The 24280-nt window shown below is 59.8% G+C and carries 21 protein-coding genes; 5 read left to right on the top strand and 16 right to left on the bottom strand.

The features are described 5' to 3' along the window. Nucleotides 1-128: 128 nt before the first annotated feature. Genes WNY37_RS06475 through WNY37_RS06465 form a run of 3 tightly spaced genes read left to right on the top strand, consistent with a single transcriptional unit; the run spans nt 129 to nt 3822 of the window. Entirely contained in the window at nt 129-2198 is a 2070-nt protein-coding gene (locus WNY37_RS06475; RefSeq protein ID WP_342972646.1) for an amidohydrolase family protein, read from the top strand. 2 nt (nt 2199-2200) lie between these two features. Beyond that, nucleotides 2201-3370 carry a VCBS repeat-containing protein gene (locus WNY37_RS06470; RefSeq protein WP_342972645.1) on the top strand — a complete coding sequence of 390 codons (1170 nt, stop codon included), beginning with the start codon at nt 2201-2203 and terminating at the stop codon, nt 3368-3370. After that, on the top strand, nt 3367-3822 hold the full coding sequence (locus tag WNY37_RS06465; RefSeq protein WP_342972644.1) for a YaiI/YqxD family protein: 456 nt from the start codon (nt 3367-3369) through the stop codon (nt 3820-3822). The genes WNY37_RS06470 and WNY37_RS06465 overlap by 4 nt, the downstream gene beginning before the upstream one ends. Here the strand turns inward: WNY37_RS06465 and WNY37_RS06460 are convergent. Continuing rightward, entirely contained in the window at nt 3819-4973 is a 1155-nt protein-coding gene (locus WNY37_RS06460; protein WP_342972643.1) for an alpha-hydroxy acid oxidase, read from the bottom strand. The two genes, WNY37_RS06465 and WNY37_RS06460, sit on opposite strands and share 4 nt — an antisense overlap. A gap of 162 nt (nt 4974-5135) precedes the next feature. Here WNY37_RS06460 and WNY37_RS06455 point away from each other — a divergent pair, with 162 nt between their 5' ends. After that, nucleotides 5136-5522 carry a hypothetical protein gene (locus tag WNY37_RS06455; RefSeq protein WP_342972642.1) on the top strand — a complete coding sequence of 129 codons (387 nt, stop codon included), beginning with the start codon at nt 5136-5138 and terminating at the stop codon, nt 5520-5522. A gap of 15 nt (nt 5523-5537) precedes the next feature. On the opposite strand, the gene mutL is transcribed toward WNY37_RS06455, so the two are convergent. The 14 genes from mutL to WNY37_RS06385 form a co-directional block, all read right to left on the bottom strand. Beyond that, the gene (gene mutL, locus WNY37_RS06450) at nt 5538-7436 is read right to left on the bottom strand and encodes a DNA mismatch repair endonuclease MutL (protein WP_342972641.1); all 1899 of its coding nucleotides are present in this window, start codon (nt 7434-7436) and stop codon (nt 5538-5540) included. Nucleotides 7437-7483: 47 nt separating this feature from the next. After that, complete coding sequence (locus tag WNY37_RS06445) at nt 7484-8545, bottom strand: 2OG-Fe(II) oxygenase (RefSeq protein WP_342972640.1); 1062 nt, start codon at nt 8543-8545, stop codon at nt 7484-7486. A 62-nt stretch (nt 8546-8607) separates the two neighbouring features. Further along, nucleotides 8608-10122, bottom strand: a complete 1515-nt coding sequence (locus tag WNY37_RS06440; RefSeq protein WP_342972639.1) for a pitrilysin family protein — start codon at nt 10120-10122, stop codon at nt 8608-8610. Beyond that, a complete protein-coding gene (locus WNY37_RS06435; RefSeq protein ID WP_342972638.1) occupies nt 10112-11485 on the bottom strand; it encodes a pitrilysin family protein in 1374 nt (457 codons plus the stop codon). Before WNY37_RS06435 ends, WNY37_RS06440 begins: the two co-directional genes overlap by 11 nt. A gap of 50 nt (nt 11486-11535) precedes the next feature. Beyond that, on the bottom strand, nt 11536-12012 hold the full coding sequence (locus WNY37_RS06430; RefSeq protein WP_342972637.1) for a DUF3035 domain-containing protein: 477 nt from the start codon (nt 12010-12012) through the stop codon (nt 11536-11538). A gap of 26 nt (nt 12013-12038) precedes the next feature. After that, complete coding sequence (gene lspA, locus WNY37_RS06425; protein ID WP_342972636.1) at nt 12039-12596, bottom strand: signal peptidase II; 558 nt, start codon at nt 12594-12596, stop codon at nt 12039-12041. Continuing rightward, nucleotides 12596-15589 (bottom strand): isoleucine--tRNA ligase, encoded by a 2994-nt coding sequence (ileS, locus tag WNY37_RS06420; protein ID WP_342972635.1) that lies wholly within the window; start codon nt 15587-15589, stop codon nt 12596-12598. Before ileS ends, lspA begins: the two co-directional genes overlap by 1 nt. 203 nt (nt 15590-15792) lie before the next feature. Further along, nucleotides 15793-16257, bottom strand: a complete 465-nt coding sequence (locus WNY37_RS06415) for a YbjN domain-containing protein (protein WP_342972634.1) — start codon at nt 16255-16257, stop codon at nt 15793-15795. Between the two features lie 71 nt (nt 16258-16328). Next, entirely contained in the window at nt 16329-17249 is a 921-nt protein-coding gene (gene ribF / locus WNY37_RS06410) for a riboflavin biosynthesis protein RibF (protein WP_342972633.1), read from the bottom strand. Next, nucleotides 17249-17680 (bottom strand): MaoC family dehydratase, encoded by a 432-nt coding sequence (locus tag WNY37_RS06405; RefSeq protein ID WP_342972632.1) that lies wholly within the window; start codon nt 17678-17680, stop codon nt 17249-17251. The genes ribF and WNY37_RS06405 overlap by 1 nt, the downstream gene beginning before the upstream one ends. 55 nt (nt 17681-17735) lie before the next feature. Beyond that, complete coding sequence (locus WNY37_RS06400; protein ID WP_342972631.1) at nt 17736-18590, bottom strand: TIGR01459 family HAD-type hydrolase; 855 nt, start codon at nt 18588-18590, stop codon at nt 17736-17738. 52 nt (nt 18591-18642) lie between these two features. Next, entirely contained in the window at nt 18643-19869 is a 1227-nt protein-coding gene (locus WNY37_RS06395) for an EAL domain-containing protein (protein ID WP_342972630.1), read from the bottom strand. 310 nt (nt 19870-20179) lie between these two features. Continuing rightward, entirely contained in the window at nt 20180-20935 is a 756-nt protein-coding gene (locus WNY37_RS06390; protein WP_342972629.1) for a hypothetical protein, read from the bottom strand. Further along, nucleotides 20932-21636: a fumarylacetoacetate hydrolase family protein gene (locus WNY37_RS06385; RefSeq protein ID WP_342972628.1), complete on the bottom strand. Its 705-nt coding sequence runs from the start codon at nt 21634-21636 to the stop codon at nt 20932-20934. The genes WNY37_RS06390 and WNY37_RS06385 overlap by 4 nt, the downstream gene beginning before the upstream one ends. Nucleotides 21637-21916: 280 nt before the next feature. Here WNY37_RS06385 and WNY37_RS06380 point away from each other — a divergent pair, with 280 nt between their 5' ends. Beyond that, complete coding sequence (locus WNY37_RS06380; RefSeq protein ID WP_342972627.1) at nt 21917-23575, top strand: DUF262 domain-containing HNH endonuclease family protein; 1659 nt, start codon at nt 21917-21919, stop codon at nt 23573-23575. A gap of 43 nt (nt 23576-23618) precedes the next feature. Here the strand turns inward: WNY37_RS06380 and WNY37_RS06375 are convergent, their stop codons facing one another. Continuing rightward, nucleotides 23619-24236, bottom strand: coding sequence for a hypothetical protein (locus tag WNY37_RS06375; RefSeq protein WP_342972626.1), 618 nt, complete (start codon nt 24234-24236; stop codon nt 23619-23621). Between the last annotated feature and the right edge of the window lie 44 nt (nt 24237-24280).

Genomic DNA, 24280 nt, shown 5'->3' with positions numbered 1-24280 from the left:
TGACAAATCGACCGAACTGAAAAGTTTCAATCCCAACCTCTCGCCTTCCGAGCAGGAGAGTGCTTTGTTGCCAGCCAGCACTGAGTCAGAGCACCGAAAAGCGTGCGGCCAGCATGAGGAAAACGACAATGAAAAAGACACTCACCGCCAGCCTTGGCATTCTCGCTTTGGCGGCATGCAGCAGTTCGCCGACCGACTCCGAAACGGCTCCCGCCATTGCGCCTGAAGCGGCCACGCCTTCGGACATGGTTTATACGATCCTCGTCAGCGGCACGAAGATTGGCGACATGGTCGTCACCGAAGCCGATGACACGATCAGTGTCGACTACGAATACCGCAATAATGGACGCGGTCCGACCATGCTGGAAACTGTCGAGATTGGTGAGAACGGTATTCCGGTTTCGTGGACGGTCAAAGGCAACTCAACGTTCGGAAATGCGATCAATGAGACCTTCACGCTCGACGGCTCGTCGGCCAGCTGGACAGACTCGACAGGCGATGGGTCTGCTGAAATCACCGAACCTTCAATGTACATCGCCCAGTCCGGTACGCCCTATTCTCTCGCTGTGTATTCCGATGCATTGCTTGCTGACCCTGACCAGTCGCTACCAGCATTGCCCGGTGGCTCCCTGTCCCTTCAAAAGCTCGAGGACTTCCCTGTCAGTGGACCTGAAGAGGAGACGGTGACATCCTATGCGCTGATCGGGCCGGAACTCGATCCGACCTACTTTCTGCTCGATGATCAGGATGATCTGTTCGCGCTGATCTCCCCGGAATTCCTGATCGTGAAGGAAGGCTATGAGAGCGAAGACGTCCGCTTGCGCGAAAAGGCCGTCGAGTATTCAACGGCCCGGTTTGAGCAATTGCAGGCGGACACGGCTCATTCATTCGATGCGCCCGTCCGCATTACAAATGTCCGCATCTTCGATCCTAACACCATGGACCTCACACCCCCCGCGTCGGTGCTCGTGGACGGTGAGCGGATCGTGTCGATCGATGCGGCTGGCGCATCGGCCGCTGGCGAGTATGTCATTGATGGCGCGGGCGGCACGCTGGTGCCGGGCCTGTCGGACATGCATGGTCATATGGGACAGGACGCAGCCATGCAGAACCTGGCGGCCGGCGTCACTTTCGTGCGCGACATGGGCAATGACAATGACGTCCTCGGGGACCTGATCGAGAAGATCGAAGCCGGCACGCTCGCGGGGCCACGCATTGTCCGCTCGAGCTTCATCGAGGGCAAAAGCCCATACAACTCGAACAATGGCATGATCGTCACCAGCCAGGAGGAGGCAAATGACGCCGTCCGCAAATCCTGTGAGATGGGCGTCTTCAACCAGATCAAGATCTACAATTCCATGAAGGGCGAATGGGTGCCCGAAATGGTGGACCTGGCGCACGAATGCGGTCTGCGCGTCGCCGGACACGTTCCGGCTTTCTCTCGCGCCGACACGATGATCCAAGCCGGATATGATGAGCTGACCCACATCAACCAGGTGATGCTGGGATGGGTGCTTGATGCAGACGAGGACACGCGAACCCTGCTGCGCCTGACAGCCCTGCAGCGCCTGCCGAAGCTCGATCTCTCATCCGACGCGGTTCAGCACACTCTGGACCTGATGGTGGAGAACGATGTTGCAATCGATCCGACCTTCGCGATCCACGAATCCCTGCTGCTGTCACGCAATGGCGAACTCAACCCGGGCATGGTGGACTATATCGACAACATGCCAGTCGGCGTACAGCGCAGTGCCCGTCAGGCCTGGTCGAACATTGAAACGCCCGAAGACGACGCCGCCTATGCCGGTGCCTTCGATCAAATCACCGAGACTCTGCAGATGATGAAGGATCGCGGTATCCTGATCCTCTTCGGGACCGATCTCGGCGGCGCGCTCACGCTTCACCGTGAGCTTGAGCTTTACCAGACCATCGGATTTACGCCGGGCGAGATCCTGCGGCGCTCCACACAGGATGCCGCTGATTATCTTGGAATGGGCGATGAGGTCGGTTCAATCGAAGAGGGCAAGCTCGCCGACTTCTTCCTCATTCAGGGCAACCCTGTTGAAGACCTGAAGGCGATCAAGACGATCCGGATGGTCATGAAAGACGGCGTCGCCTACTTCCCGACAGAGATATATCCGTCCTTCGGTATCGAACCCTTTACGGACGTGCCGGTGATTGAGGCGCCAGAGGAGTAGACATGACAGCCACCTCCACCAGATATGCCGTGGCAACCCTGGTCGCCAGCCTTGTCGCGGTTTCGCCTGCCCTCGCGCAGAGGCTGTCTTATGAGACCAACCCGTTCTTTGTGTTCGACTGGGACGAGCGGCTCACGGCGGGGGTAGAGCTGGCCGATGTGGACGGGGACGGCGACCTCGACGTGCTGGTCGCCAATGGCCGGCACTGGGCGCAGCCGGATGTCGTCTACTACAACACGGGCAATGGCCGACTGACCACGGCGCGCCAGCTCGGCGACGTGCATGGGCCGAGCTACATCGTGCGCGCAGGCGATCTCGACGCGGATGGCGACATGGACGCGGTCATTGTCGGCGACGGTGTTCCGGCAAAAGTGTTCACCAATGACGGGACGGGTGTTTTCACGCTGCTTGGAGAAATCGAAGGCAGCGATGGACCCGCGCGCAATGCCTTGCTGGAAGACCTCAATGGCGACAGCGCGCTGGACCTCGTCACCGTACAGCGGAGGGGCGGCGTTCGGATGTTTGCCGGCCTCGGCGACGGAAGTTTCGATGCCCCCTACCAGATGCCGGGCGACCTGCGCGGCTCAACCGGTATCGACATGGGCGACTTCAACGGCGATGGCCGGCCGGATCTGGCGGTCGCCTGCCGCGATGGTGGCCCGAGCTATCTGCTGATGAACCTCGCCGGACGTGGCTGGACCGCTGAAGCACTGGCCGGCAGCGAAGGCGATCACCGCCAGATCGTTGCGGGTGACTTCAACGGCGACAGGTACGCCGATGTCATTCTGGGCGCGGTCGATGGCGGCCTGCATGTCCTGCTTGGCGGGTCAGAGCGGAGGTTCACGCCGGGCGGGTCGATTGACGATGCCGGGCCGTTGCCGCCCTCCCCCGAAGACCTGCCGATCCAGGCGCTAGCAGCCGCCGATCTTGATGGCGATGGCGATCTCGATTTCGTCGCCGGGCTGGAGGAGAAGAACAACCGGTTCTACATCAATGATGGCGCGGCAAACTTCACAGTGTTCACACTCGAGGACGAGGCAGAGGACACGTATGGCGTCGCAATTGGCGACATGAACAGTGACGGTTTGCCTGATCTCGTCTTTGCCAGTTCCGGCGCGCCGAATTTCGTCATGCTCGCAGGCTGGATGGAGCCGGAAACGGACCTGCCTTGAGCCTTGTCATTCATGTCGATGCCGATGCCTGCCCTGTAAAGGATGAGGTCTACAAGGTGGCGCTTCGCCATCGACTGCCCGTCAATATCGTGGCCAACAGTTTCATTCGCGTGCCGCAGAACCCGCTGTTCAAATTCATCATGGTGCCGGACGGGCCCGATGTCGCCGATGACTGGATCGCCGAGCGGGCGGATGCAAGCTCGGTTGTGATCACCGCGGATATCCTGCTCGCCGAACGCTGCCTGCAGAATGGCGCGCGCGTGCTTTCACCGAAAGGCAGGGCCTTCACGGCGAACTCCATCGGCCAGCAGGTCGCCACGCGCGCCATCATGGAGGATCTGCGCTCGACAGGCGAACAGACGAGCGGGCCAGCGCCCTTCAAGCCTGCCGACCGCTCGAATTTCCTGTCAGCGCTGGAAGTCGAAATCCAGAAGGTTAAGCGCGGGCGCTAGCGGCTCGCTGGTCCCCGCATCAGCTCCGGGTCGAGTTCGCTGATACGCGTCGCGCCGAGAAGCGCCATTGTCCGCAGGAACTCATCCTCGATGATCTTCAGCGCGCGCTCAACGCCCGGCTGTCCGCCAGCGCCTAGCCCATAGAGCGATGCCCTGCCCAAGGCGACACCCGTCGCCCCGCGCATGAGAAGCTTTGCAACATGGCTCCCCCGGCGCACCCCGCCATCAGCGATGATATCCGCCCGGCCCCGCACAGCATCGACAATTTCGGGGAGCAGGTCGATGGTCGGCACCGAGGTATCGAGCTGACGCCCGCCATGATTGGACACCCAGACAGCGTCCGCACCGATATCGATCGCACGCTTGGCGTCCTCGGCTCGCGAAATGCCCTTGATCGCGAAACCTGGCCCCCAGAACTCGCGCATCCATTCCACGTCTGACCAGGTAACAGCGCGCGAGAACTGTTGGTTCACAAAGCCGACAACCCCGCCCTGGTCACCCTGTTTTCGCATGTGGCTGAAGTTGGCCGGTTTGATCTTCGGACTGCGCATCAGGTCCCAGGCCCAACCGGGCTTTGTCGCCACCTGCCTTGCCAGGCTGAAATTTGGCTTGGGCGGCACTGAAAACCGATTGCGCGGATCGCGTTCGCGATTGCCGCCCACTGGCAGATCGACCGTCAGGATGCAGCCCGTAAATCCCGCCTCCTTGGCGCGGGCAAGGAAGTTTCTGACGATCTCCTTGTCCTTCCAGACATAGATCTGCACCCATTTCGGCCCAGAGGTCGCATCGGCGATATCCTCCACCGTTTGCGACGCCAGCGTGGAGCATGAATAAATCACCTCGCGCGCTTCGGCCGCTCGCGCCATGGCAAGTTCGCCCTCGGCCGGATGAAACAGGCGCGTCGAAGCTGTCGGTGAGATGAAGAATGGAAGCTTGGTCTGCTGCCCCATGATAGACGTCGATGTGTCGATCTTTGTGACATCTCGCAGGGCCCGCCAGGTCAGCTGATAGTCGTCAAACCGGCGAACCGATTCGCGAAGCGTCACCTCATCATCCGCGCCGCCATCGATATAATCGAACACCATGCGAGGAAGCTTACGCTTCGCCATAGTGCGCAGGTCGTCAATATTGAGCGCCTGTTTGAGTTTCATCGCTCAAGCCCTCCCGGCCCCTGCGGCTCTTCGACCGCAGGCAAGCAGTACCGGCTTGATGGCCTCCGCGTCAATTTTCCTCTTATCGCAAGGTTTGCGGCACGCACTAGCGAGCGCGCGTAGACCGTGTAGTCTCTAGCCCGACTCAAGGAGACAGCCCAAATGCGCCTCATTATGCTACCCGCCCTTGCCCTCCTCGCATCTGCCTGCGGAGGCGGCGACAGTGACCTGCCCGCCGACGATATGGCCGCGCCCACCCCGCCAGCCGAAACCAGTATTGTCGACGAAAGCGAAACCGACATGCCGATCGTCGGCGGTCCATGCAGCTACGATGACAGCGTCATCGATGCGCACGTTATCACCATCGAGGATGGCATCGTCGAGCTTGCTGGGACGGACAGCGAGAGCTTCTACATGCCGGTCGAGGACTTTCCCTCTGTCCCGGAAGCCGGCGCCGACTACACGATCAAGGCGGAGCTGATCACCGAGGGCACCTGCACCCCTGAAATCTACACCGTGATCGAAGGCGATGTCGGCGGTGTTGAGTAGGGCGGCTCGGCAAGCCTAGCGCCGTCCGAAGAGGCGTTCGATGTCGGCGAGTTTCAGCTCGACATAGGTCGGGCGGCCATGGTTGCACTGGCCTGAATAGGGCGTTGCTTCCATCTGGCGGAGCAGCGCATTCATCTCTTCGGCATTGAGACGGCGCCCGGCGCGCACGGCCCCGCCGCTGCAGGCCATATTGCCCATGACGTCTTCAAACCGCTCCTTCAGGGCCAGGCCTTCATCATACTCAGCAAAGTCATCAGCCAGATCCTTGATCAGGCTGGCAGCATCCATATTGCCAAACAGGGCCGGTGTCGCCCGGACGCAGACTGCCCCAGCCCCGAACGCCTCGACTTCCAGCCCCATTTCAGAGAGTTCGTCGGCGCGTTCGATAATCCTCGCCGCCTCATCCTCACCCAGTTCAACTACTTCAGGAATGAGCAGCGCCTGTCGCTTCACGCCGTCTCCCGCCATCTGGGTTTTCATCTGCTCGTAGACGAGGCGTTCATGCGCCGCGTGCTGGTCGACGATAACGATGCCGTCGCGGGTCTGGGCAACGATATAGGTTTCGTGGAGCTGCGCCCGCGCAACACCAAGCGGAAAATCATGCGTCGGCGCCTCGGCAGCGGGAGTGTCCTCCATACGCACCGACGGCGCGTCATACCGCGCTTCATTTTCAGCCACTCCAGCGGGCGGCGCGGGTTCGAAAGATTGCGGCTGCTGACGCGGCGGCGTCGCACCATAGCTGTCCCGGAATAGCGAGCTTCTGTCCCAGACCGAAGGCTGCGGCAGCGGTGCATCGCGCTGCACACCCTGCTCTGCCTGCATCTTGCCAAGCGCATAGCCCGCCACCGTCGTGCTGGCACGATGGCCTGCAGCCGCGAGCGAGTGGCGCAGTGACCCAATGATCAGGCCGCGCACATTGCCGGCATCGCGAAAGCGCACTTCGGTCTTGGCCGGGTGGACGTTCACATCGACCAGCTCCGGGTCGCAATCAACAAACAGCGCCGCCATGGGGTGACGATCTCGCGCCAGGAAATCCTGATAGGCGGCGCGAATGACTCCTGTCAGCATCCTGTCCTTTACCGGGCGCCCATTCACGAAGAGATACTGGTACGACCCGTTCCCGCGGTTCAATGTCGGCAAGCCGGCAAACCCGGACAGCTGCACCCCATCGCGCTCGGACTCGATGGGGATCGCATTCTCACGAAAGTCACGCCCCATGATGGCGCCCAGGCGCTCGAGATGACCCTCAGGTGTGGCACTATGCGCGGAATAGCGAAACGTGTTGCGGCCATTGCTCTCGAGAGAGAAGGACACATGCGCATTCGCCATGGCAAGGCGCTTGACCGCGTCCGTCACCGCCATGGTCTCGGAGCGCTCCGACTTCATGAATTTCAGGCGCGCAGGCGTTGCGTGAAAAAGATCGCGAACCTCAATGCGTGTCCCCGTCTCTCCTTTACCGGTCCAGGCGGCTGGTTTCGGGCCTTCGACACGCCCGGCTTCAACGAAGACTTCGGCAGCATCTTCACCGGCTGCTCTCGACGTGATCGTCATGCGTGAGACGCTGGCAATCGACGGCAACGCCTCTCCGCGAAAGCCCATTGTGTGAATATTGAGAAGGTCAATCAGGCCATCATCGCCGGGAACGAGCTTCGATGTCGCGTGTCGCTCCAGCGCCATCAGCATGTCGTCGGCGCTCATGCCGCAACCATTGTCTTCAACGAGGAGGCGTTTGAGTCCGCCATCCTCGATGCTGATGGAAATGGCGCGCGCACCCGCATCGAGCGCGTTTTCGACAAGCTCCTTCACGACCGCTGCCGGGCGCTCGACGACTTCGCCGGCCGCAATGCGGTTGACCGCGTCAGGCGGCAGCTGGCGGATGACCGGACGGTCTGGAAGGCGCGCAGAATCAGGCATGAGGTCAGTTTACAGTATGCACAGCCGCCTGTCGCCCGAACGGCTGGTCAGAGCGCCAGTTGTGGACGATCTCGGAACCAGATTGAAAGGAGCCACTTTTCTCCGCTCGTAGGTGTGCGCCCACTATGAAGCGTGCGCTCATCTGGCTGGCCATTGCTCACACTGTCGAATGCGAGCATGCCACCAGCGGGCATACGGATTGCCTGGTCGAGCCGATCAAAGCCCGTTTCACCGCCTTCAAATGCGTCATTCAGATAGACGAGTGCCGTCGCGACGCGCTGACCGTGCACCTTGATGGCATCTGCGAAGGCAGGATTTTGGGGATCGAAAAAGTCGTAGTGCGACGAATACTCTTCGCCAGGCTGATATCGCAGGACATTTGGCGGCTCATGATGCGCGAATGGATGACCAGCTGCTCCCGCAATTCTGACCATGCAGGCCTGCGTAACAAAGTCGGTGTGCGTGAAGCGCAGCCCCGCATTCATATTGGTGCGAACGTCATCGGGACGCGTGCCACCCTGCTCTGCGTCCCAGACCGTTGCGCGCTGAAGACGGGTGCGCGCTATCTCGATCCACCACTGGCACATCGGCGCTGGCAGGCAATCCTCCAGCGTGACGATCCGCGGAGACTCGCTGCGAGTTTGCGCTTGTCCGGGGCTCAGGAAGGCTTCCAGCGCCTCGTCATTGCGGATGCCAGACTGCAACAGCAGGTTAATCTGCGTCGCTGCATGGACATCACCGGCCCTGGCCGCATCGGTCAGCAGCGCCAGCGCACGCCGAGGAGCACGTTCACAGCCGACGCCAGAAATACGCAGCATCGCGAGCGCCCGCATGGCTGGCAAGTACCCGGCGCGCGCGGCCATCTGCACCCACTTGAAACCGTTTTCGGGATCGATTGGCGCGTCCAGTCCGCTAACGAGCCGGAACCCCATTTCGACCGCAGCTTGAGGATGCCCAGCCTTCGCGGTCGCCACGATCACCTCAAAGCTGCGCTCAGGCTGGTTGTTTTCAGCGAGGACGGAAGAAAGCTGCAAGCCTGCCTCAAGGTCATTCTGCGCGAACAGTGACTCCAGCCTCTCGATCTCTGTCTGTGCTTCTGCGGTCGTCATTACATTTCTCGTCCATGGAGCAGCCTGTCGCGCGGACCGCTCATCCACATATTGCCAATGGCCTAGCCGTGATCCGGGTCCGGCATGGCGTCGGTTTCCTCCGCCTCGTGCTCTTCCATGTCACCGGCCTCATCCAGCGTGACAACCTCGCCGGCGTCCAACGTCAACGCGGTTTCTTCGATGCCGTCCGGCTCACCAACCACGATGAATGTGAAATTCTCGGGCTGCAGATACTCCGCCGCGATCCGGTTCACATCGTCCAGCGTCACCGCCTCAACAAGCGAATTGCGCTTGTCGAAATAGTCGACACCGAGTTCCTCCAGCCGAACGCCCATCAGATTGGACGCAATCTTGGAGTTGCTATCGAAGGAAAGCGGATAAGAGCCTGTAAGATAAGCTTTTGCGTCCGACAGTTCCTGCTCGGTCACACCATTGGCGACGATGTCGTTCATCTCGGTCTTGATGCCTTCAATGAACTCACCGGCGCTCTCATTCTTGGTACGGCCACCACCGCGCCAGGTGTTCAGGTGATCTCCCGTCGAAATGCCCGTTGAGACGCCATAGGTGAGGCCTTTCTCAACCCGAAGATCCTTCATCAGGCGGCTTTCGAAGCCGCCGCCGCCAAATGTGTAGTTCAGTACGTAAGCGCCGAAAAAGTCGGGATCATCACGGGCAGGCCCCGTCGCCGTGAAGCTGACGAGACTTTGCGGCTGCGGCAGGTCGACCACGATCGGTGCCTGGAGCGGCGCGTTGAGTGTCACATCCTGGATCGCCGGCAATTCAGAGCTTTCCGGCAGACCAGACAGGGCCGCATCGAGCAATGGCGCAAGCTCATCCGGTGACATCGCGCCGACAGCCGTCACCAGAAGCCCGTCCTGCACCATGATCTGATCCTTGCGGGCCATTATCAGATCCTGGGTGATTGCCGTGATGCTGTCTTCGCTTGTCTCGCGGGAGAATGGATGGTCAGGCATCAGCGCCTGATCGCGCGCCCGGGCAGCCAGATAGCCGTCATTGGTCTCACGCGTGCGAATGCCAATGAGTTCCTCGCGCTTGAAGCGCTCGATCGGGTCGGTATCGAAACGCGGCTCCGTCATGGCCAGAGCGACAAGCCCCATGGCGTCATCGGCATTGTCAGTCAGCATGCTGGCTGAGCAATACGTCGCCTCATTGTCGGAACCGCACCCGAAGCTCATATTGAGTTCTTCCATGCGGGTTGCGAAGGCCAGCGAGTCGAGGTCGCCCGCCCCCTCATTCATCATGTAAGTCGTCGCATTGGTTAGCCCCTCAAGGCCTTCCGGATCCGTCGCGGCGCCTGTCTCCCACGCCATTCGCAGCGCCATGATCGGGATGGAGGGCTCTTCAACCAGCCAGACGGAAATGCCGCCTGGCGTGGTGAACTGCTGGATCGTTGCGAAATCGCCTTCATGAACCGTGACGGCCAGCTCATCGCTATCAGGCGCGACCACATCCATCGCCGTCGTCGTGTCTGCGGTTTCTGCTGGCACCTGGCACGCGGCCAGAAGCAGCGAAACTGCGACACTGGCTCCAAGACCGAGTTTGAACTTATTCATCATCCTGGCTCTCCTCTTCCGGAAGCAGGTGGGCTTCAATGTAATTCTTGTCTTCCGCGAGAACGCGGCGCAGGGCGGCAATCGCGTCGTCGGCTGTCACAGCGCGAATGTCGTCAGGATAATCGAGCACGTCTTCAATCGAGCCGCCGATCGCAAGCGTCTGCCCGTAATTGTTTGCCATGCTGGCCTGACTGTCGCGCTGATAGATGGCGCTCGCTGCGAGGGAATTGCGAGACCGTTCCACCTCGGCCTCGGTAAAGCCGTTTTCGAGGACGTCTGCCACCACGGCCATATAAGCCGCCTCCAGCTCGTCCAGGCTCACGCCATCAGACGGCGACGCGGACAAAACCGTCGGCGCGGTATCGTGCAGGGACAGCCAGGCGCCAGCTGAGGCGCTGACCGCGATCTTCTGGTCTTCAACAAGTGCCTGATAAAGACGGCTGGTTCGCCCACCGCCAAGAACATCCAGCGCCACATCCAGGGCGTAGGCGAATTCCTTGTCCTCCTGATAGGAGGTCGACAGGTACCAACGGTCCCATTCCGGCTGGCGGACTTTCGGGTCGCGGTGCTCGATCGTCTGGGTTTCAGCAAGGGGCTGAACCTCCTGCCATCCGCGGGTCGGGATTTCTGTGCTGGCGACCTCGACCTGACCATAGGTCTTTTCCGCCAGGGTCCGGACCTCATCGGCTGTCACATCACCGGCGACCACAAGGATCGCTTCAGATGGCGTGTACCATTTCTTGTAAAAATCGAGGCCGTCCTGCGGGGTCAGCGCGGCGACCTCATCCATATTGCCAATGACCGTGATGTGGTAGGGATGATCCTGATAGAGCGCGGACATCACCTGCTCCTGCAGAATAACGCCCGGATTGCTGTCGATCCGCTGGCGGCGCTCTTCTTTCACAACGTCGCGCTCGGAAATGAACGGCCCTTCCGGATCATCATTGATGATGAGATCCGTCATGCGCTCGACTTCGAGCTCCATCATCTTTTCAAGGTGCTGTTTGGCGACGCGTTCGTAGTAGGCTGTGTAGTCCCACGAGGTGAAGGCGTTCAGCTGGCCACCATTGCGTTGAACGATCGTCGTAAACTCTTCCGGGCCGATATCGTCGGTTTCCTTGAACATGACGTGCTCAAAGAGGTGGGCGATACCGGATTTGCCGGGGTCTTCATCGACGGCGCCAACCTTGTACCAGACCATATGCGTCACGACAGGTGCGCGATGGTCGGGGATGACGACAACTTCCATCCCGTTCGACAATTCGAACGTCGACGGCGCCGCTTCAGCCTCTGCTGTGTCGGCTTGGGCAGGTGCGACCGCAAATGCGACCGTTGCCACCAGACCCCCCGCAAGAAATGCTCTCATATTCTTACTCCGGTATTTGTCTGGGCTAACAGATAGATTGGATAGGCCGCTTACGTTCCTGGCAGTTTGATGCGTTCGCCGCTGCCGCGCGCAATGGACACGTCTGCTCCGCCGGTTGCGGAATCGTCGGTCACGCCGTCACCATTGTTAGTCAGGATGGTGTCGGCACTGTCGCGCGTCTTGCGCACGATACCGGCTTCTTCATAGTCGATCACTGAGCGGATCATCGGGTTCACGGCATTGGCGCCAGCCGCTGTGACAAGCGCGCGTTCAACAGGGCTCGCATCCTGGCCCATTGAGGTCCCGAAAGCCGTTGCAACCGGTGCGCGGGTCGCATCGGCTTCGGCAGGAATGGTCTTGCCGGCTGCCGGTGGACGAAGGCTATATTCCGGCGGGACCGAAAGCGGAGCTTTGGTCACGACACGAAATTCGTCTGGACCGGGCGCACTGCCACCCCGAAAAATGGAGCATCCACTGGTCGCAAGGAGCGCCCCCAATGCCGCGCTGGTCATAATTGCCTTATTCATTGGCGTCCTCACTTCAAAAACACGTTCTAAACACCGGTCGCATCGCCGGTCTCGTTTCGAGACATTAAAAACTGATCGAAAAACAGCAAGACCGCGCCGACAGTAATCCCGGCGTCTGCGATATTGAAGACCCACGGGAAGCCGACGGGCCAGTTGCCGATATAAGCGCCGAACCAGGGTCCCGAGAAATCCAGAAAATCGACGACGGCGCCAAAGCGGATACGGTCGATCAGGTTGCCAATTGCGCCGCCGATGACGAGCGCCAGTGACAGGGAGGTCAGCCACCGCTCAGCCCGCAATAGCCAATAGCCAAAGGCTGCAGCAATGCCGGTCGTCACCAGGACCAGAACCCAGCGCATCAGGCCGTCGGACTGAAGCGTGCCGAAACTGATACCGAAATTCCAGAGCATGGTGAGATCGAACACTGACGATATCTCGATCTTGCCGCACTGGCTTCGATCGGGAAGACAATTGATGGCATTGAACGCCGGCTCATTAAGAATGAGCCATTTTGTCAGCTGATCCGAGATGATGACCGCGGCGATGACCGCCAGCCAGATCGCCCTATTCCGTGCAGACGCCATCAGGCAGCGCTCCTTATGGCTTTAACAGCGGCCGCATCGCGCGGCGTGATGTCCGGATAGGCCGGATCTGCCGTCGCAGGGTCGAAGTACTTCCAGCTGCGCGCGCATTTGATACCCTCTGCCTTGGTCGGCACAACGCTGACACCAGCCGTATCGTCCAGCCTGTAGGCATCTGCAGGCCCGGACCCCTCGATGAGCTTGGCGCCCGACGTGATGAACAGGTCAGCCGGGTTTTCACCCTCAAAGGCCGCGATCAGGTCAGCATTCTCAACATAAACCTCAGGCGCCGCCTCAAGCGATGCCCCGATCCGCTTTTCGCGGCGTTCGATCTCGAGCGCCCCTGTGACGACCCGGCGGACCTTGAAGATCTTCTCCCAGCGCGCCGCCAATTCAGGATCGAGCCAACTGTCTGGCGTCTCCGGGAATGTCAGCAAGTGGACGCTGTCTGCCTTGTCAGCGAAGTGGCTCATCAGAAAGGCCTCTTCAGTGGTAAACGGCATGATTGGCGCAAGCCAGGTCAGCAGGCGCTCAAGCACCAAGCTCATCACCGTGCGCGTGGCGCGGCGACGGACGTCCGATGGCGCATCGCAGTAGAGGCTGTCTTTCCGGATATCAAAATAGATCGCCGACAGGTCCACACCGCAGAAGTTCAGCATGGCGGACATGACGCGTTTGAAGTCGAAATTCTCGTAGGATTTTCGCACCAGCGCGTCGCTTTCGGCCAGACGATGCAGGACCCATTTTTCAAGGCCCGGCATCTCGTCGCGCGAAACCGTTTCATCTTCGCTATAGCCGTCCAGCGCGCCGAGCAGATAGCGCAGCGTATTGCGCAGGCGGCGATAGGACTCCGCATTGGTCTTCAGGATGTCGTCGGAGATGCGGAGGTCTTCGGTGAAGTCCGAAGACGCCGTCCAGAGACGCAGGATCTCGATCCCGAACTGGTCAGCGACCTTTTGCGGCTCGACCGTGTTGCCGAGCGACTTGGACATCTTTTTCCCGTCAGCGTCGACGATGAAACCGTGGGTGACGACCGTCTTGTAAGGCGCCATACCGCGTGTGGCACAGTTCTCCAGAAGCGATGACTGGAACCAGCCACGATGCTGGTCGGACCCTTCAAGATAGACATCGGCCTGACCGGTGTCTTCGTCGATGATGCCGCGATCGCGCAGGGTGAAGGCGTGGGTCGTGCCGCTGTCGAACCAGACATCGAGCACGTCGTTGACCTTCTCCCAGCCCGCCGGGTCCACGATCCCATCGAGGAATTTGGCAGCGTCGGCGGAGAACCAGGCTTCGACCCCCTCGGCTGCGATGGCATCGAGGATCCGTTTGTTGACGTCCATTGCCTTGTCTTGCGGCAGGGAGACCGTATGCGGCTCGCCATCAGGGCTGACGAGCAGCGTGATCGGCACGCCCCAATTGCGCTGGCGTGAGATCAGCCAGTCTGGCCGGTCTGCGACCATGCTTGTGATCCGGTTGCGCAGTTGCGGCGGCACGAAGGCCGTGTCCTCCAGCGCGTTCAGCGCGAGATCGCGCAGCGGTTTGGAGCCATCAGAGGCCGTCTTGTCCATTGCGATGAACCATTGCGGCGTCGCGCGGCGGATGACGGGGGCCTTGGAGCGCCAGGAATGCGCATCGCGGATCATGGTGACGCCGCGCGAGAGGAGGTTTCCGGCCTCTGTCAGGAGACGCATGACCTCCTGATTGGCCTTGCCCTGCTCGCCTCGCTTCTTGCCGGACGTGCGGATGATATCGAGGCCCTGCAAGGCTTCCGGCAGGTCGTCATGCTCGTAGACGCCGTCCTGGTTGACGATGTCGCGGATGTCCGACGCCTTGTGACCCGACGCGATCCAGACAAGGAAGTCGTCCTCGCCATGGGCCGGCGCTGTGTGCACGAAGCCGGTACCCGCATCATCGGTGACATGGTCACCAGCGAGCATGGGAATGTCGTGCTTGTAGAAGTCCGAGAGATCATGGAGCGGGTGAGAAAGCACCCAGCCTTCCGGATTGACGTCCGAGACGCGCTTGAAAGACGACACTTTAGCGCTGTCCATGACGCCCTGCGCGAGCGCATCTGCCAGCACATATTTATCACCGGGCGCAGCGAACGGTGCGAAGCCTAGTTCTTCCTCGCTCATCACGGTCTCGACTTCGTAGAGACCGTAATCGATAGAAGGATTGAAGCTGACGGCCTGGTTGGCCGGGATCGTCCAGGGCGTGGTCGTCCAGATGATCACCGACGCGCCGACCAGCGCATCGATCTCTTCCTTCGAGCCGATATCACCCCAATGCTCAGCATCGGTCTTGATCGGAAACTTCACCCAGATCACCGGCACCTTGCGGTCGTAATATTCGACTTCGGCTTCGGCAAGCGCGGTACGCTCCACAGGGCTCCACATGATCGGCTTGGAGCCGCGCACGAGGCGGCCGGACATGGCGACGCTCAAGAATTCGCGCACCGTGGCGGCTTCGGACTCGTAATTCATCGTCAGGTACGGATGGTCCCAGTCACCCTCAACGCCGCAGCGGCGGAAGCCCTGCTTCTGGACCTCGATCCATTTCTCGGCATAGGCGCGGCAGGCGCGGCGGAACTCGTCGCCCGGCACATCATCCTTGGTGCGGCCCTTTGAGCGGAACTCCTCCTCGACCTTCCATTCGATCGGCAGGCCATGGCAATCCCAGCCGGGGATGTAGGAGGCGTCATAGCCCAGCATCTGGTGGCCGCGCACGACAAGGTCCTTGAGGATCTTGTTCATCGCGGTGCCGAGGTGGATCGGGCCGTTCGCATAGGGTGGGCCGTCATGCAGGATGAAGGGCTCAGCGCCACGCGCCTTCGCATCGGCCCGCATGCGCTCATACAGCTTCATCTCATCCCAGCGCTCGATCCATTTGGGCTCCGCTTTTGGCAGGCCGCCGCGCATCGGGAATTCGGTTTTCGGAAGAAAGAGCGTGTCGCGGTAGTCATTGCCCGCGTCGCTCGTCGTTTCGTTACTCATTGTCTCTGATCAGTCTCGAATTAGCAGTTGTCCTCAGGTCGCACGGGATAGCCCCGGCTTCGCATGACGCCTCTATTCGAGGCAGGTCATAGCAAAGCCGGGCGGCTAATTCGAATCGCGGAATATTTGGCCGGGTTCGTCATCACGTCTGGCGTCTAGCAGAGCCTTCCGGCAATGTCATCTTCCCGACAGCAAGTCGCGCCCTACTCTTCGTAGAACATGTCGATCACGGCAGGAACGATCGCGATGAAATTATCAAAATTGATCTGGATGTTTTCCTCAGTCATCCCGCCATCGAGGATCACATAGCGCGAAATGCCAAGCGTATTGTCCAGCAGCCAGACGCTGACGGCGGCCCGCCGGATATTGGCGTCATTGATCGTTTCCAGTGTCACCTGCTCGTTCGCGTCGAAACGCGCGCTCATATTGATGCCGGTACAGGTCCCGTCCGTGCAGGCAGTGCCCGTGAGATAGTAGACGATCCCGTCAGCGCTCTCCGCGCGCACGGAAACCTCGCCCGCTTCACCATACCCCAGAACTTCATGGCCCTGCGCCTCTGCGAAAGCAGCGAGGCTGTCCTCCGTCACCGACGAGATCAGCCCTGCGTCCTGCGCCATAGCCGGCAGCGACACGGCCATCGCTGCTGCAACAAGTGTTGTGAATTTCATTATCTTCCCCTCTCCTTCGAGATTGGTAATGTTTAAGCCGCTTCGCCGGTTTGTCACCCCGCGCAGCCGGCTCAACTTGCAAGGAGCGCTTTGGCATCCTCGCAGTCAGCCTTCATCTGCTCGACCATGTCATCGACAGATGGAAAGGCGAGCTCGGGTCTCAGATAGTGGTGGAGTTCGACTTCGACGAAATGGCCGTAGATGTCGCGATCAAAGTCGAAAATGAATGTTTCGAGCAGCGGGTCGCGGACACCTGTGGTCGGTGTCCGTCCGAAATTTGCGACGCCCGGTAGCCACTCTCCGTCACGATCAATTCTGAGCTTGACGGCATAGACACCGTGTCTGGGGTGAATGAGGGTCCCGAGATGGATATTGGCCGTTGGGAAGCCCAGGGTTCGCCCGCGCTTCTCGCCATGCTCGACCGAACCATCGGCGATCCAGGGGTGACCCAGCATCGTCGCGGCTTTCTGAGGATCGCCGGAGATCAAGGCTTCACGTATCGCCGTGGAAGAGGCCTTGATGACATCAACGCCCTCGACACGGTCGACAATGCTGACATCAAAACCGAGCGAGCGCCCTAATGAGGAGAGTCTGGTCGCATCGCCCATCCGCCCTCGGCCGAACCGGAAATCGAAACCCACCGCGACATGACGAACACCCAGTCCGTCGTGAAGCACCACCCGACAGAATTCCTCATCCGTCATGGAGGCCATTTCGCCATTGAACGGTAACTCGTACACCGCATCGGCACCGAGTTCGATCAGCCGGTCGTTGCGCCTGCTGGGCCGGTAAATTCTGAACGGCGGATCGTTCGGCCGGAAATAGGCGCGCGGTGGCGGCTCGAACGTTGCCACGCCAAGCGGCGCAGCGTCGATCCGCGCGGCTTCAATGACGGCCTGGTGACCGGCATGCACACCGTCGAAATTGCCGAGCGCAATCGAGTGGCCCCTGGCGGACTCCGGTAGGCCGCGAAAGTCGGCGAAGACGGGCATCAATCGTCCTTGCCCGGCACCATGACCTTGGCTTCTCCGGCCACAACCGCCTTGCCATCCACGCTGCAGGTGATCTTGAGCGTCACGCGGTTGCCGCGCTCGAACATTTCCGTGATTTCTGCGCGTGCGGTAACGGTGGAACCGATAAAGACCGGACGCCGGAAACGCATTTCAAGATGGGTGAAAATGGCGCCTGGACCGGGAAGGTCATTGCCGAGAATGCCTGAGATATAGCTCGCCGTGAGGGCGCCGTGAGCAATCCGCTGACCGAAGGGCGTCTTCTTGGCAAACTCCTCATCCATGTGAATCGGGTTGTAATCACCCGATACCTTGGCGAACATTTCAATGTCTTCTTCGGTAATCGTGTGGTGGGTCTCATGCGCCATGCCCACACTCAATTCCTCAAATTTGTAACCGTCCTTGACGCTCATCAGCGGTACTCCGAATTTCAAAACCTGTTACTGTTACAATGCGACGGACGTGCCGTCACCACCTGAGCGCGGGCATCGCCCATCGCGCCGTTGTGTCATACTGCTCAAGCAGCGAAACCAGTTCCTGCCTGAAATTCTCCCCGTGCTCAGCAAGTCCGGTGCCGACATAAAGCCCGTCATGGCCGTGCATGATCGCCCCGCGCATATCCGTCGCAGGACTGTCTCCGATACACAGCACCTTTTCGGGAGCCCTCCCGCGAATGGAGGACGCGCGCTCCGCCGCCAGCTGATAGATCGCCTCGTGCGGCTTGCCCGGATAGATAACCCGGCCGCCCTCTTCTTCGTAGATTTTGGCCAGGGCCCCGGCACACCAGACGAGTTGGTCACCGATGCGAACCTTTATATCCGGGTTTGCACAAATCATCGGCATATTCCGCTCGACGCCTTGCTTCAGCATCTCGCGATAATCTTCCGGATCATCATTCACCTGGTCACGCAAGCCAATACACAACAGCGTCTCTGCCTCATCGGGTTCGACGAAGTCGAGGTCGAGCCCCTTATAGAGAAACGCATCGCGCTCCCAGCCTGAGTCGACGCCGAGCCGCCAGATCTTTTCATGCCGCCGCTTGTTCAGCTCTTCGCGTGTCGCGTCACCAGACGAGACACAATCGTCGAATGCATCCGCCGGAACGCCCATCGGCTTGAAATAGGAGATGACCTGCGCCTTTGGCACCGGCGCATTGGTGATCAACACCACGGTGCCGCCTTGTTTCCGGAAATTCTGAAGCGCCTCACAGGCGGGTTCGAAAGCCCGGCGGCCATTATGGATCACGCCCCACACATCGCAAAAGACGGTGTCATAGCGGGACGCGATTTCGGACAGGCCGGCAGGAAAATCTGGTTGGGTCATGCGGAAAGCTCAGTAGTGAGCGCTGCACCAGCGGTCAAACCCCGGCGCCACTTCAGCCGAATGCAGACAGCTTCGCGATGAAGTTGGCGGGCGGTGCCGTCTCTTCCATCAGGGAAGACTTGATCGGTTTCGGCGCACCAAACACATGCCCCTGACCGTATGGGATCTCATATTCGAGAATTTCCACCACGCTCACTTCTTCTTCGATCTTTTCGGCAACCAGCGTCACGCCAAAGCGCGAACATACTGCCGAAACCTCTTCGCCCTGAATGCGCCGCTCAACATTCGAGATCGGACGCGGACCGGACGGGTCGCGAAGCTGGTCGATGAGGTCGCCGCCCCTCATTTTCACAAACCGGACACCTGCATCCTGCATGCGTGGCAGGTCGAGCGCGAGATCGCTTGCATGATCGATCGAGAAGCGGAAGCCAAGCGCAGTCAGCTTCTCCATGCTTGCCCGCAATTCGCGCGAGCGGTTTTCGAACCGGTCTGCTGGGATCTCAAAAATGAGCGCACCGGAGAGGTCACGGTTCTCCTGCATGAATTCGAGGAATTGCGGGAAGAAGTGCTCATCCGTGAGCGAATGGGTGGAGATGTTGCAGAACACCCCAACGCGCCGATCGCGCTCTGACAAGCGGCGGACGATCTGTACGCAGCGGAACAAGAGCATGTTGTCGATCACACCCATCAGGCGCGCGCGGCGGGCTGCGTCAAGGAATTCAGCCGGCAGGATCAGGGAGCCATCCGGGCGGCGCAGGCGCGTGAAGCCTTCGTAAAAAGCCACGCGGCGCTGCGGCAGCGACACGATCGGCTGGAGATGGAGGTCGACACGGCCATCCTGTAGCGCATCTTTCACGTTGCGCAGGACGGCGTCTTCCTGGGGTTTCACCTCTGCTGGGCTGGTCTCGGAAAGCTTGTTTTCGAAATTGCGCGAGAGCCGATCAATGAGTCCTTCAAGCTGGCGCATCTCGGAGACCAGCGCATCGCGCCGCTCGGTGAGTTCATGCTTCAGGGTCGATTCCACGCTCTCAGTGCGCGCCTCGATCATCTCAATTCGCTCACGCGCAGCCGATTGCGTCTTTTCCAGGTGCTCGATCCGGTCTTCAGCGTCGCCGGTCTTGGTGACGTGCGCGATCAGCAGGTGAAATTGGCCCAGAATTGCCGTGGCGACGGCGCCCAGCGCAACAGACACAGGAATGGTGAAACCGGCATAGGAGTGCAGGCCGAAGCCCAGCGCAGCGCCAATCGCAACATAGAAAAAGAACAATATTCCAATCATTAATTCGGCAGCCCCAAACTCGCTTAACCTTAACAGCTATGTGCCAAGAGTTAACGAATTGGTAGCAATAGGCCTGATTTGGGGTCCTTGCCAATGTTCTCAGCAGAGTTGCCCACAGCGTGTCGCATAGGACACACTTTCCCGCCGCATGCGGAACAAGACGACAAGAAGTTTGACTCAAGACCGAACGGCGGTACTCATAAAAGGTGACCCGCGCCTTGATGTCCGCGGCCTATTTGGCCGGACGGGGGCGTCTCGGGGGAGACCGGGGTCCTGCCAAGGCGGGACCCCGTAGCTTTTTCAGGCCAGATTATTTCGTGATTTTGATAACGTCCCGGATCGGCCAGTTAAGGTCGGCGTCTTCGCCATCACACGCAATGACAGTTACGGATCGCGGCTCTGCATCATAATTTGGCGCGGCCGGCTCGGGCCCGGAACACGGCTTGAGAACCAGATCATGCCAGTTACCAGCAAGATCACGGTAACCTATTCGGTACGTCAGGTGTGAGCCCGGGCCAGACACACCCGACACTTTCAGATCTCCGGAATCGAAAGCAGCCGCTTCGGACACGACCTCAACACCAGCTTGAAGAAGCGCCGCATTGAAGCCCCCGCGCGGGGCACCCTCCTCCACATAACTCAGTGCGTCGGGCTGCTCGAAAGCCAGATTAAGCGCCGTAATCATGTCGCCCACGCCTTCAGGTCCGGCAACAATCAACGCATCGGCGCGGCCCGCTCTCCAGCCTCGATTGCGCACCTCATCAAGTCCTTCGACATCGCGCGGCATCAGCGAAAACAGGAACGTGCTGTCGAGACTGGCAAGCCTGTCTTCAGATATGCCATTCGAGAGGCCGGCAGGCGCTCCAAACAACAAGCCCTTGCCACCTGCGAACACAAGCACGCACGCGGCATCCTGCGAGGCACCACATGGCACGAGTGCGAAATCGTTCGAGCTGATCACGACCTCGGCGGGCGGTTCGGCGGAAACGGCAATTGCTTCTGTTGAGCCGCTGTCGCACGCGGCGAGAAGACTTAGCGGCAGAAATAGGCAAACCGCCCACTTCACAAGGGCACCCCGCCGATTTCTGCGGTATCTGGCTCGTCGATCACTGGGTTCTCCAATACGCCTACATTTTCGATCTCAACCCGGAACCGGTCTCCGGCCTTCAACCACTTCGGCGGCGTATGACCGATCGCGACGCCCGCGGGCGTCCCGGTGAAAATAATATCGCCCGGTTCCAGAGTGAAGGCAGCGCTCAAGTGTGCAATCTGTTCCGCGATATTGTGGATCATGTCACCGAGCTTGGCATTCTGGCGCAGCTCATCGTTGACAAAACCCTTTATGCTCAGCTGCTCCAGCGGGCCGACCTCGTCTGGTGTAACGAGCGCAGGCCCAAAAGGCGCATGCGTGTCGAAGCCCTTGCCCATCATCATTGTCGGGCTCGCTTTCTGCCAGTCGCGCACGGATGCGTCACACCCGCACGTAAATCCCGCAATGATATCCATCGCGCGGTCAGCCGGGACATGGCGACCGCTTTGACCGATCACCACGACCAGCTCAGCCTCGTAGTCGAGCATGCTGGAGACCCGGGGAACATGGATCGGATCGCCCGGCCCGGACGCCGCTGTTACCTGTTTGTTGAACCATATCTGGGCGCTCGGTTTTTCTGTGTCGACAAAGCTCGCACTTTCAGCGACATGCGCGGCGTAATTGAGCCCGATCGCCAGAATTTTTCCCGGCCGGATAACCGGCTGGCGAAGTCTCACACTTTCTAGCTTGAGCGGCTCAGCAGTGAGCGCTGCGTTTTTTTTGGACGGAAGATCGCCTAGAAAATGACTGAGGCAACACGGTTCAACCGGATGAACCCGTTGATTATTCAGCAGTCCGCACCATAATTTCCCGTCAACCTCGAAGTTCACCCATTTCATCTGTTCGTTGCCCTCCCGACACACCTGTTCGAAAACGTCCGAACCAAGAGTGTATTCAATGACTCCTGGACGCTAATCCGAGCGTATCTAACGTCTACTAAGTCTATCGGGGATATCAATGGATTCAGGGATAAAGGCGCAGACCTGCAGCCTCGCAGAGCTGCTTGCACGAGATGTCGAACTCAAAATGCCCCCCTACCAGCGCAGCTATGTCTGGGACAAGGAAGAAGTCGGCGAACTTCTGGGGGATTTGAAGGAGGCGTCGGGCGACATGCGTCATCACTTCATCGGCGCGATCGTTCTAGTCGACCTCGACCAGTACACCTCGCTTGTCGTCGACGGCCAGCAACGGCTGACAACGTTGACCATGATCCTCGCAGTACTGCGCGATATGGAAGATGACGAAGCCACGACAACCAATATTCACAGCATGATTGGCGATCGCGACCGGGCCAGAAATGGCCAGGGACGCGCCTGGCGCCTCACCCTCAACCATGTCGACAACCCATTTTTTCGCGAGGCTGTTCAGGAGGAAGGGGCCACCCAGCGCCGCGACATAGAGACGGACGAGACCTCCAACCACAACCGCATTCAGAAGAACCTGCAATTCCTTGAGACCGAACTGAAAAAACTGTCGGCCGCGCAGCGGTCTGCCCTGTTTCAGACGATCCGCGACCAAGTGGTCGTCGTTCGCGTCACCGTTCCCAATCGCAACGAAGGCAATGAGGTGTTTCGCGTTCTCAACACGCGCGGCAAGGCGCCAAACGCCCACGACATCATCAAGACCGAGATTCTCCAGAAAGCCGACGTTCCGCTCGAGCAGGCCGGAAAGTATGCCCGCGACTGGCTGGACTTCGAAGCCCAGCTTGGCGGTAGCGGCCTCAATGACCTGATGAACATCATCCGGCAAATCTACAGCAAGGGCCAGCGCGGCAAGTCGTCTGACTTCGCAAAGGTTGTCCTGTCAAAAGTGGACGCGAAAACCTTCCTCGAGAAGGAGCTGCCGCGATACGTGGAAGCGTACCGCACCGTCCTGAAGGGAGACCCGGAATTCGGCTCACATAGCGAAGAGATCAAGACAGCGCTGGATCATTTGCGCCTGATCGATCACGGGCTTTGGCGCGTGCCGGCCGTCGCCTACCTGTACAACAATGGCCATGACAGCGAAGAAGCCCTGAAGTTCTTTCGCCTGCTGGAACGATTTGCCTTCGTGATGATGCTGCACATCACCGACCGCACGCCCCGGCAGAAGCGATACACCAAGCTCACCCAGAGCGTGCTGGGCGGCAAACAGCTGTTCGACGGCAAGAGCGTCCTGTACTTCTCGAAGGAAGACCAGAAAAAGGTCCGCGACCGCCTGGGGGGACGTTTTGGCAATTTCTCGCAGCGCCGGGCCATCGCCTTGCGCCTGAACGCGGCCTTGGAAAACGGGCAATCGATTACCCCGGAAGACGACGCCACGGTCGAACATGTATTGCCCCGCGCGGTCCCGGAGGATTCCTTCTGGAACACAGTCTGGCCCAAAGGTCCGGTTCAACGCGAACTCTGCGAGACCATCGGCAACTTTGTGATCGTGCCGCAGCACATCAACCGCGCAGCCGACCGAAAGGATTTTCGTGAGAAGAAGAAGATTTTCTTCGAACAGGGCGGACAGATCTTCTCTCTCACGGAAGACCTGCGCACACGCCAGAGCTGGACGGCCGAAGATGTTCGCGCCCGCACCGAACAATTGGTGGACATCCTGATGATGGCCTGGTTCTCGGATCAGGACGGTTAGGCAGACAGGCGCGCGTCAACGCGCCGTGCCGATTGATTGCTAATCAGCTGCTGGCGGTCTGAGCAGGTGTATCGTCGGCATAAGCGCTCGCCAGCTGGTCTGCTGACAAACGGGCTTCGTCAATGGACGACGCCAGCTGCGCGAGGGCGAGTTCAGCGCCGGTCAGACCCGTATTCCCGCGGCCGCCTGCAATGCCTGCCGCTTCGGAAAAGCTGCGATAGCTTTTTTGAGCCACCACGAGGGCGCTTTCGAAACTGATGACATCAGCGCGAGAGACCTCACCGCTGAGCAGCAATTCGCCGGCAAGAACATCAAGTTCCGTCAGGGACGTCGCGGCCTGGCGCGCATCGGTCTCGATGGTCTGGAAGACGGCATCGACATCCTCGTCACCCGCTCCGATCTTGTCGCTATAAGACGCTGGCGCGCGGTCGGTCTGCTCAGAGGCGCCGCCAAACAGAATATTGGCAAAGTCGGCAAGACCTCTGGACTCAGACACCCAGCCCTGGGTTTCGGCGCTGGTCTTGAAAGCGTCAGCAGAGTCGCGAAGCGCTGATTGCTCGGCTGCAATTTCGGTTTCAACGATGGCTTGCTTCGAGACCATGGAAACGGTCGCGCATCCTGACAGAAGCAGGACTGACAGAGAAGAAAGCACTTTCATCATCGACAATTGATCGCCCGTAAATTACGCAACCCCGCACTGAGGAT

It is taken from the genome of Henriciella sp. AS95, assembly GCF_038900055.1.
In the GTDB taxonomy this organism is placed as follows: Bacteria; Pseudomonadota; Alphaproteobacteria; order Caulobacterales; family Hyphomonadaceae; genus Henriciella.
This window is presented reverse-complemented; position numbering and strand designations above follow the sequence as displayed.

Coding starts and splice junctions, on each gene's coding strand:
- WNY37_RS06445 (WP_342972640.1), bottom strand. CDS start 8,545: ATGACGACCGCAGAAGCACAGACAGAGATCGAGAGGCTGGAGTCACTG.
- WNY37_RS06455 (WP_342972642.1), top strand. CDS start 5,136: ATGCGCCTCATTATGCTACCCGCCCTTGCCCTCCTCGCATCTGCCTGC.
- WNY37_RS06380 (WP_342972627.1), top strand. CDS start 21,917: ATGGATTCAGGGATAAAGGCGCAGACCTGCAGCCTCGCAGAGCTGCTT.
- ribF (WP_342972633.1), bottom strand. CDS start 17,249: ATGCCCGTCTTCGCCGACTTTCGCGGCCTACCGGAGTCCGCCAGGGGC.
- WNY37_RS06435 (WP_342972638.1), bottom strand. CDS start 11,485: ATGAGAGCATTTCTTGCGGGGGGTCTGGTGGCAACGGTCGCATTTGCG.
- mutL (WP_342972641.1), bottom strand. CDS start 7,436: ATGCCTGATTCTGCGCGCCTTCCAGACCGTCCGGTCATCCGCCAGCTG.
- WNY37_RS06430 (WP_342972637.1), bottom strand. CDS start 12,012: ATGAATAAGGCAATTATGACCAGCGCGGCATTGGGGGCGCTCCTTGCG.
- lspA (WP_342972636.1), bottom strand. CDS start 12,596: ATGGCGTCTGCACGGAATAGGGCGATCTGGCTGGCGGTCATCGCCGCG.
- ileS (WP_342972635.1), bottom strand. CDS start 15,589: ATGAGTAACGAAACGACGAGCGACGCGGGCAATGACTACCGCGACACG.
- WNY37_RS06440 (WP_342972639.1), bottom strand. CDS start 10,122: ATGATGAATAAGTTCAAACTCGGTCTTGGAGCCAGTGTCGCAGTTTCG.
- WNY37_RS06475 (WP_342972646.1), top strand. CDS start 129: ATGAAAAAGACACTCACCGCCAGCCTTGGCATTCTCGCTTTGGCGGCA.
- WNY37_RS06405 (WP_342972632.1), bottom strand. CDS start 17,680: ATGAGCGTCAAGGACGGTTACAAATTTGAGGAATTGAGTGTGGGCATG.
- WNY37_RS06400 (WP_342972631.1), bottom strand. CDS start 18,590: ATGACCCAACCAGATTTTCCTGCCGGCCTGTCCGAAATCGCGTCCCGC.
- WNY37_RS06460 (WP_342972643.1), bottom strand. CDS start 4,973: ATGAAACTCAAACAGGCGCTCAATATTGACGACCTGCGCACTATGGCG.
- WNY37_RS06375 (WP_342972626.1), bottom strand. CDS start 24,236: ATGATGAAAGTGCTTTCTTCTCTGTCAGTCCTGCTTCTGTCAGGATGC.
- WNY37_RS06415 (WP_342972634.1), bottom strand. CDS start 16,257: ATGAAATTCACAACACTTGTTGCAGCAGCGATGGCCGTGTCGCTGCCG.
- WNY37_RS06395 (WP_342972630.1), bottom strand. CDS start 19,869: ATGATTGGAATATTGTTCTTTTTCTATGTTGCGATTGGCGCTGCGCTG.
- WNY37_RS06470 (WP_342972645.1), top strand. CDS start 2,201: ATGACAGCCACCTCCACCAGATATGCCGTGGCAACCCTGGTCGCCAGC.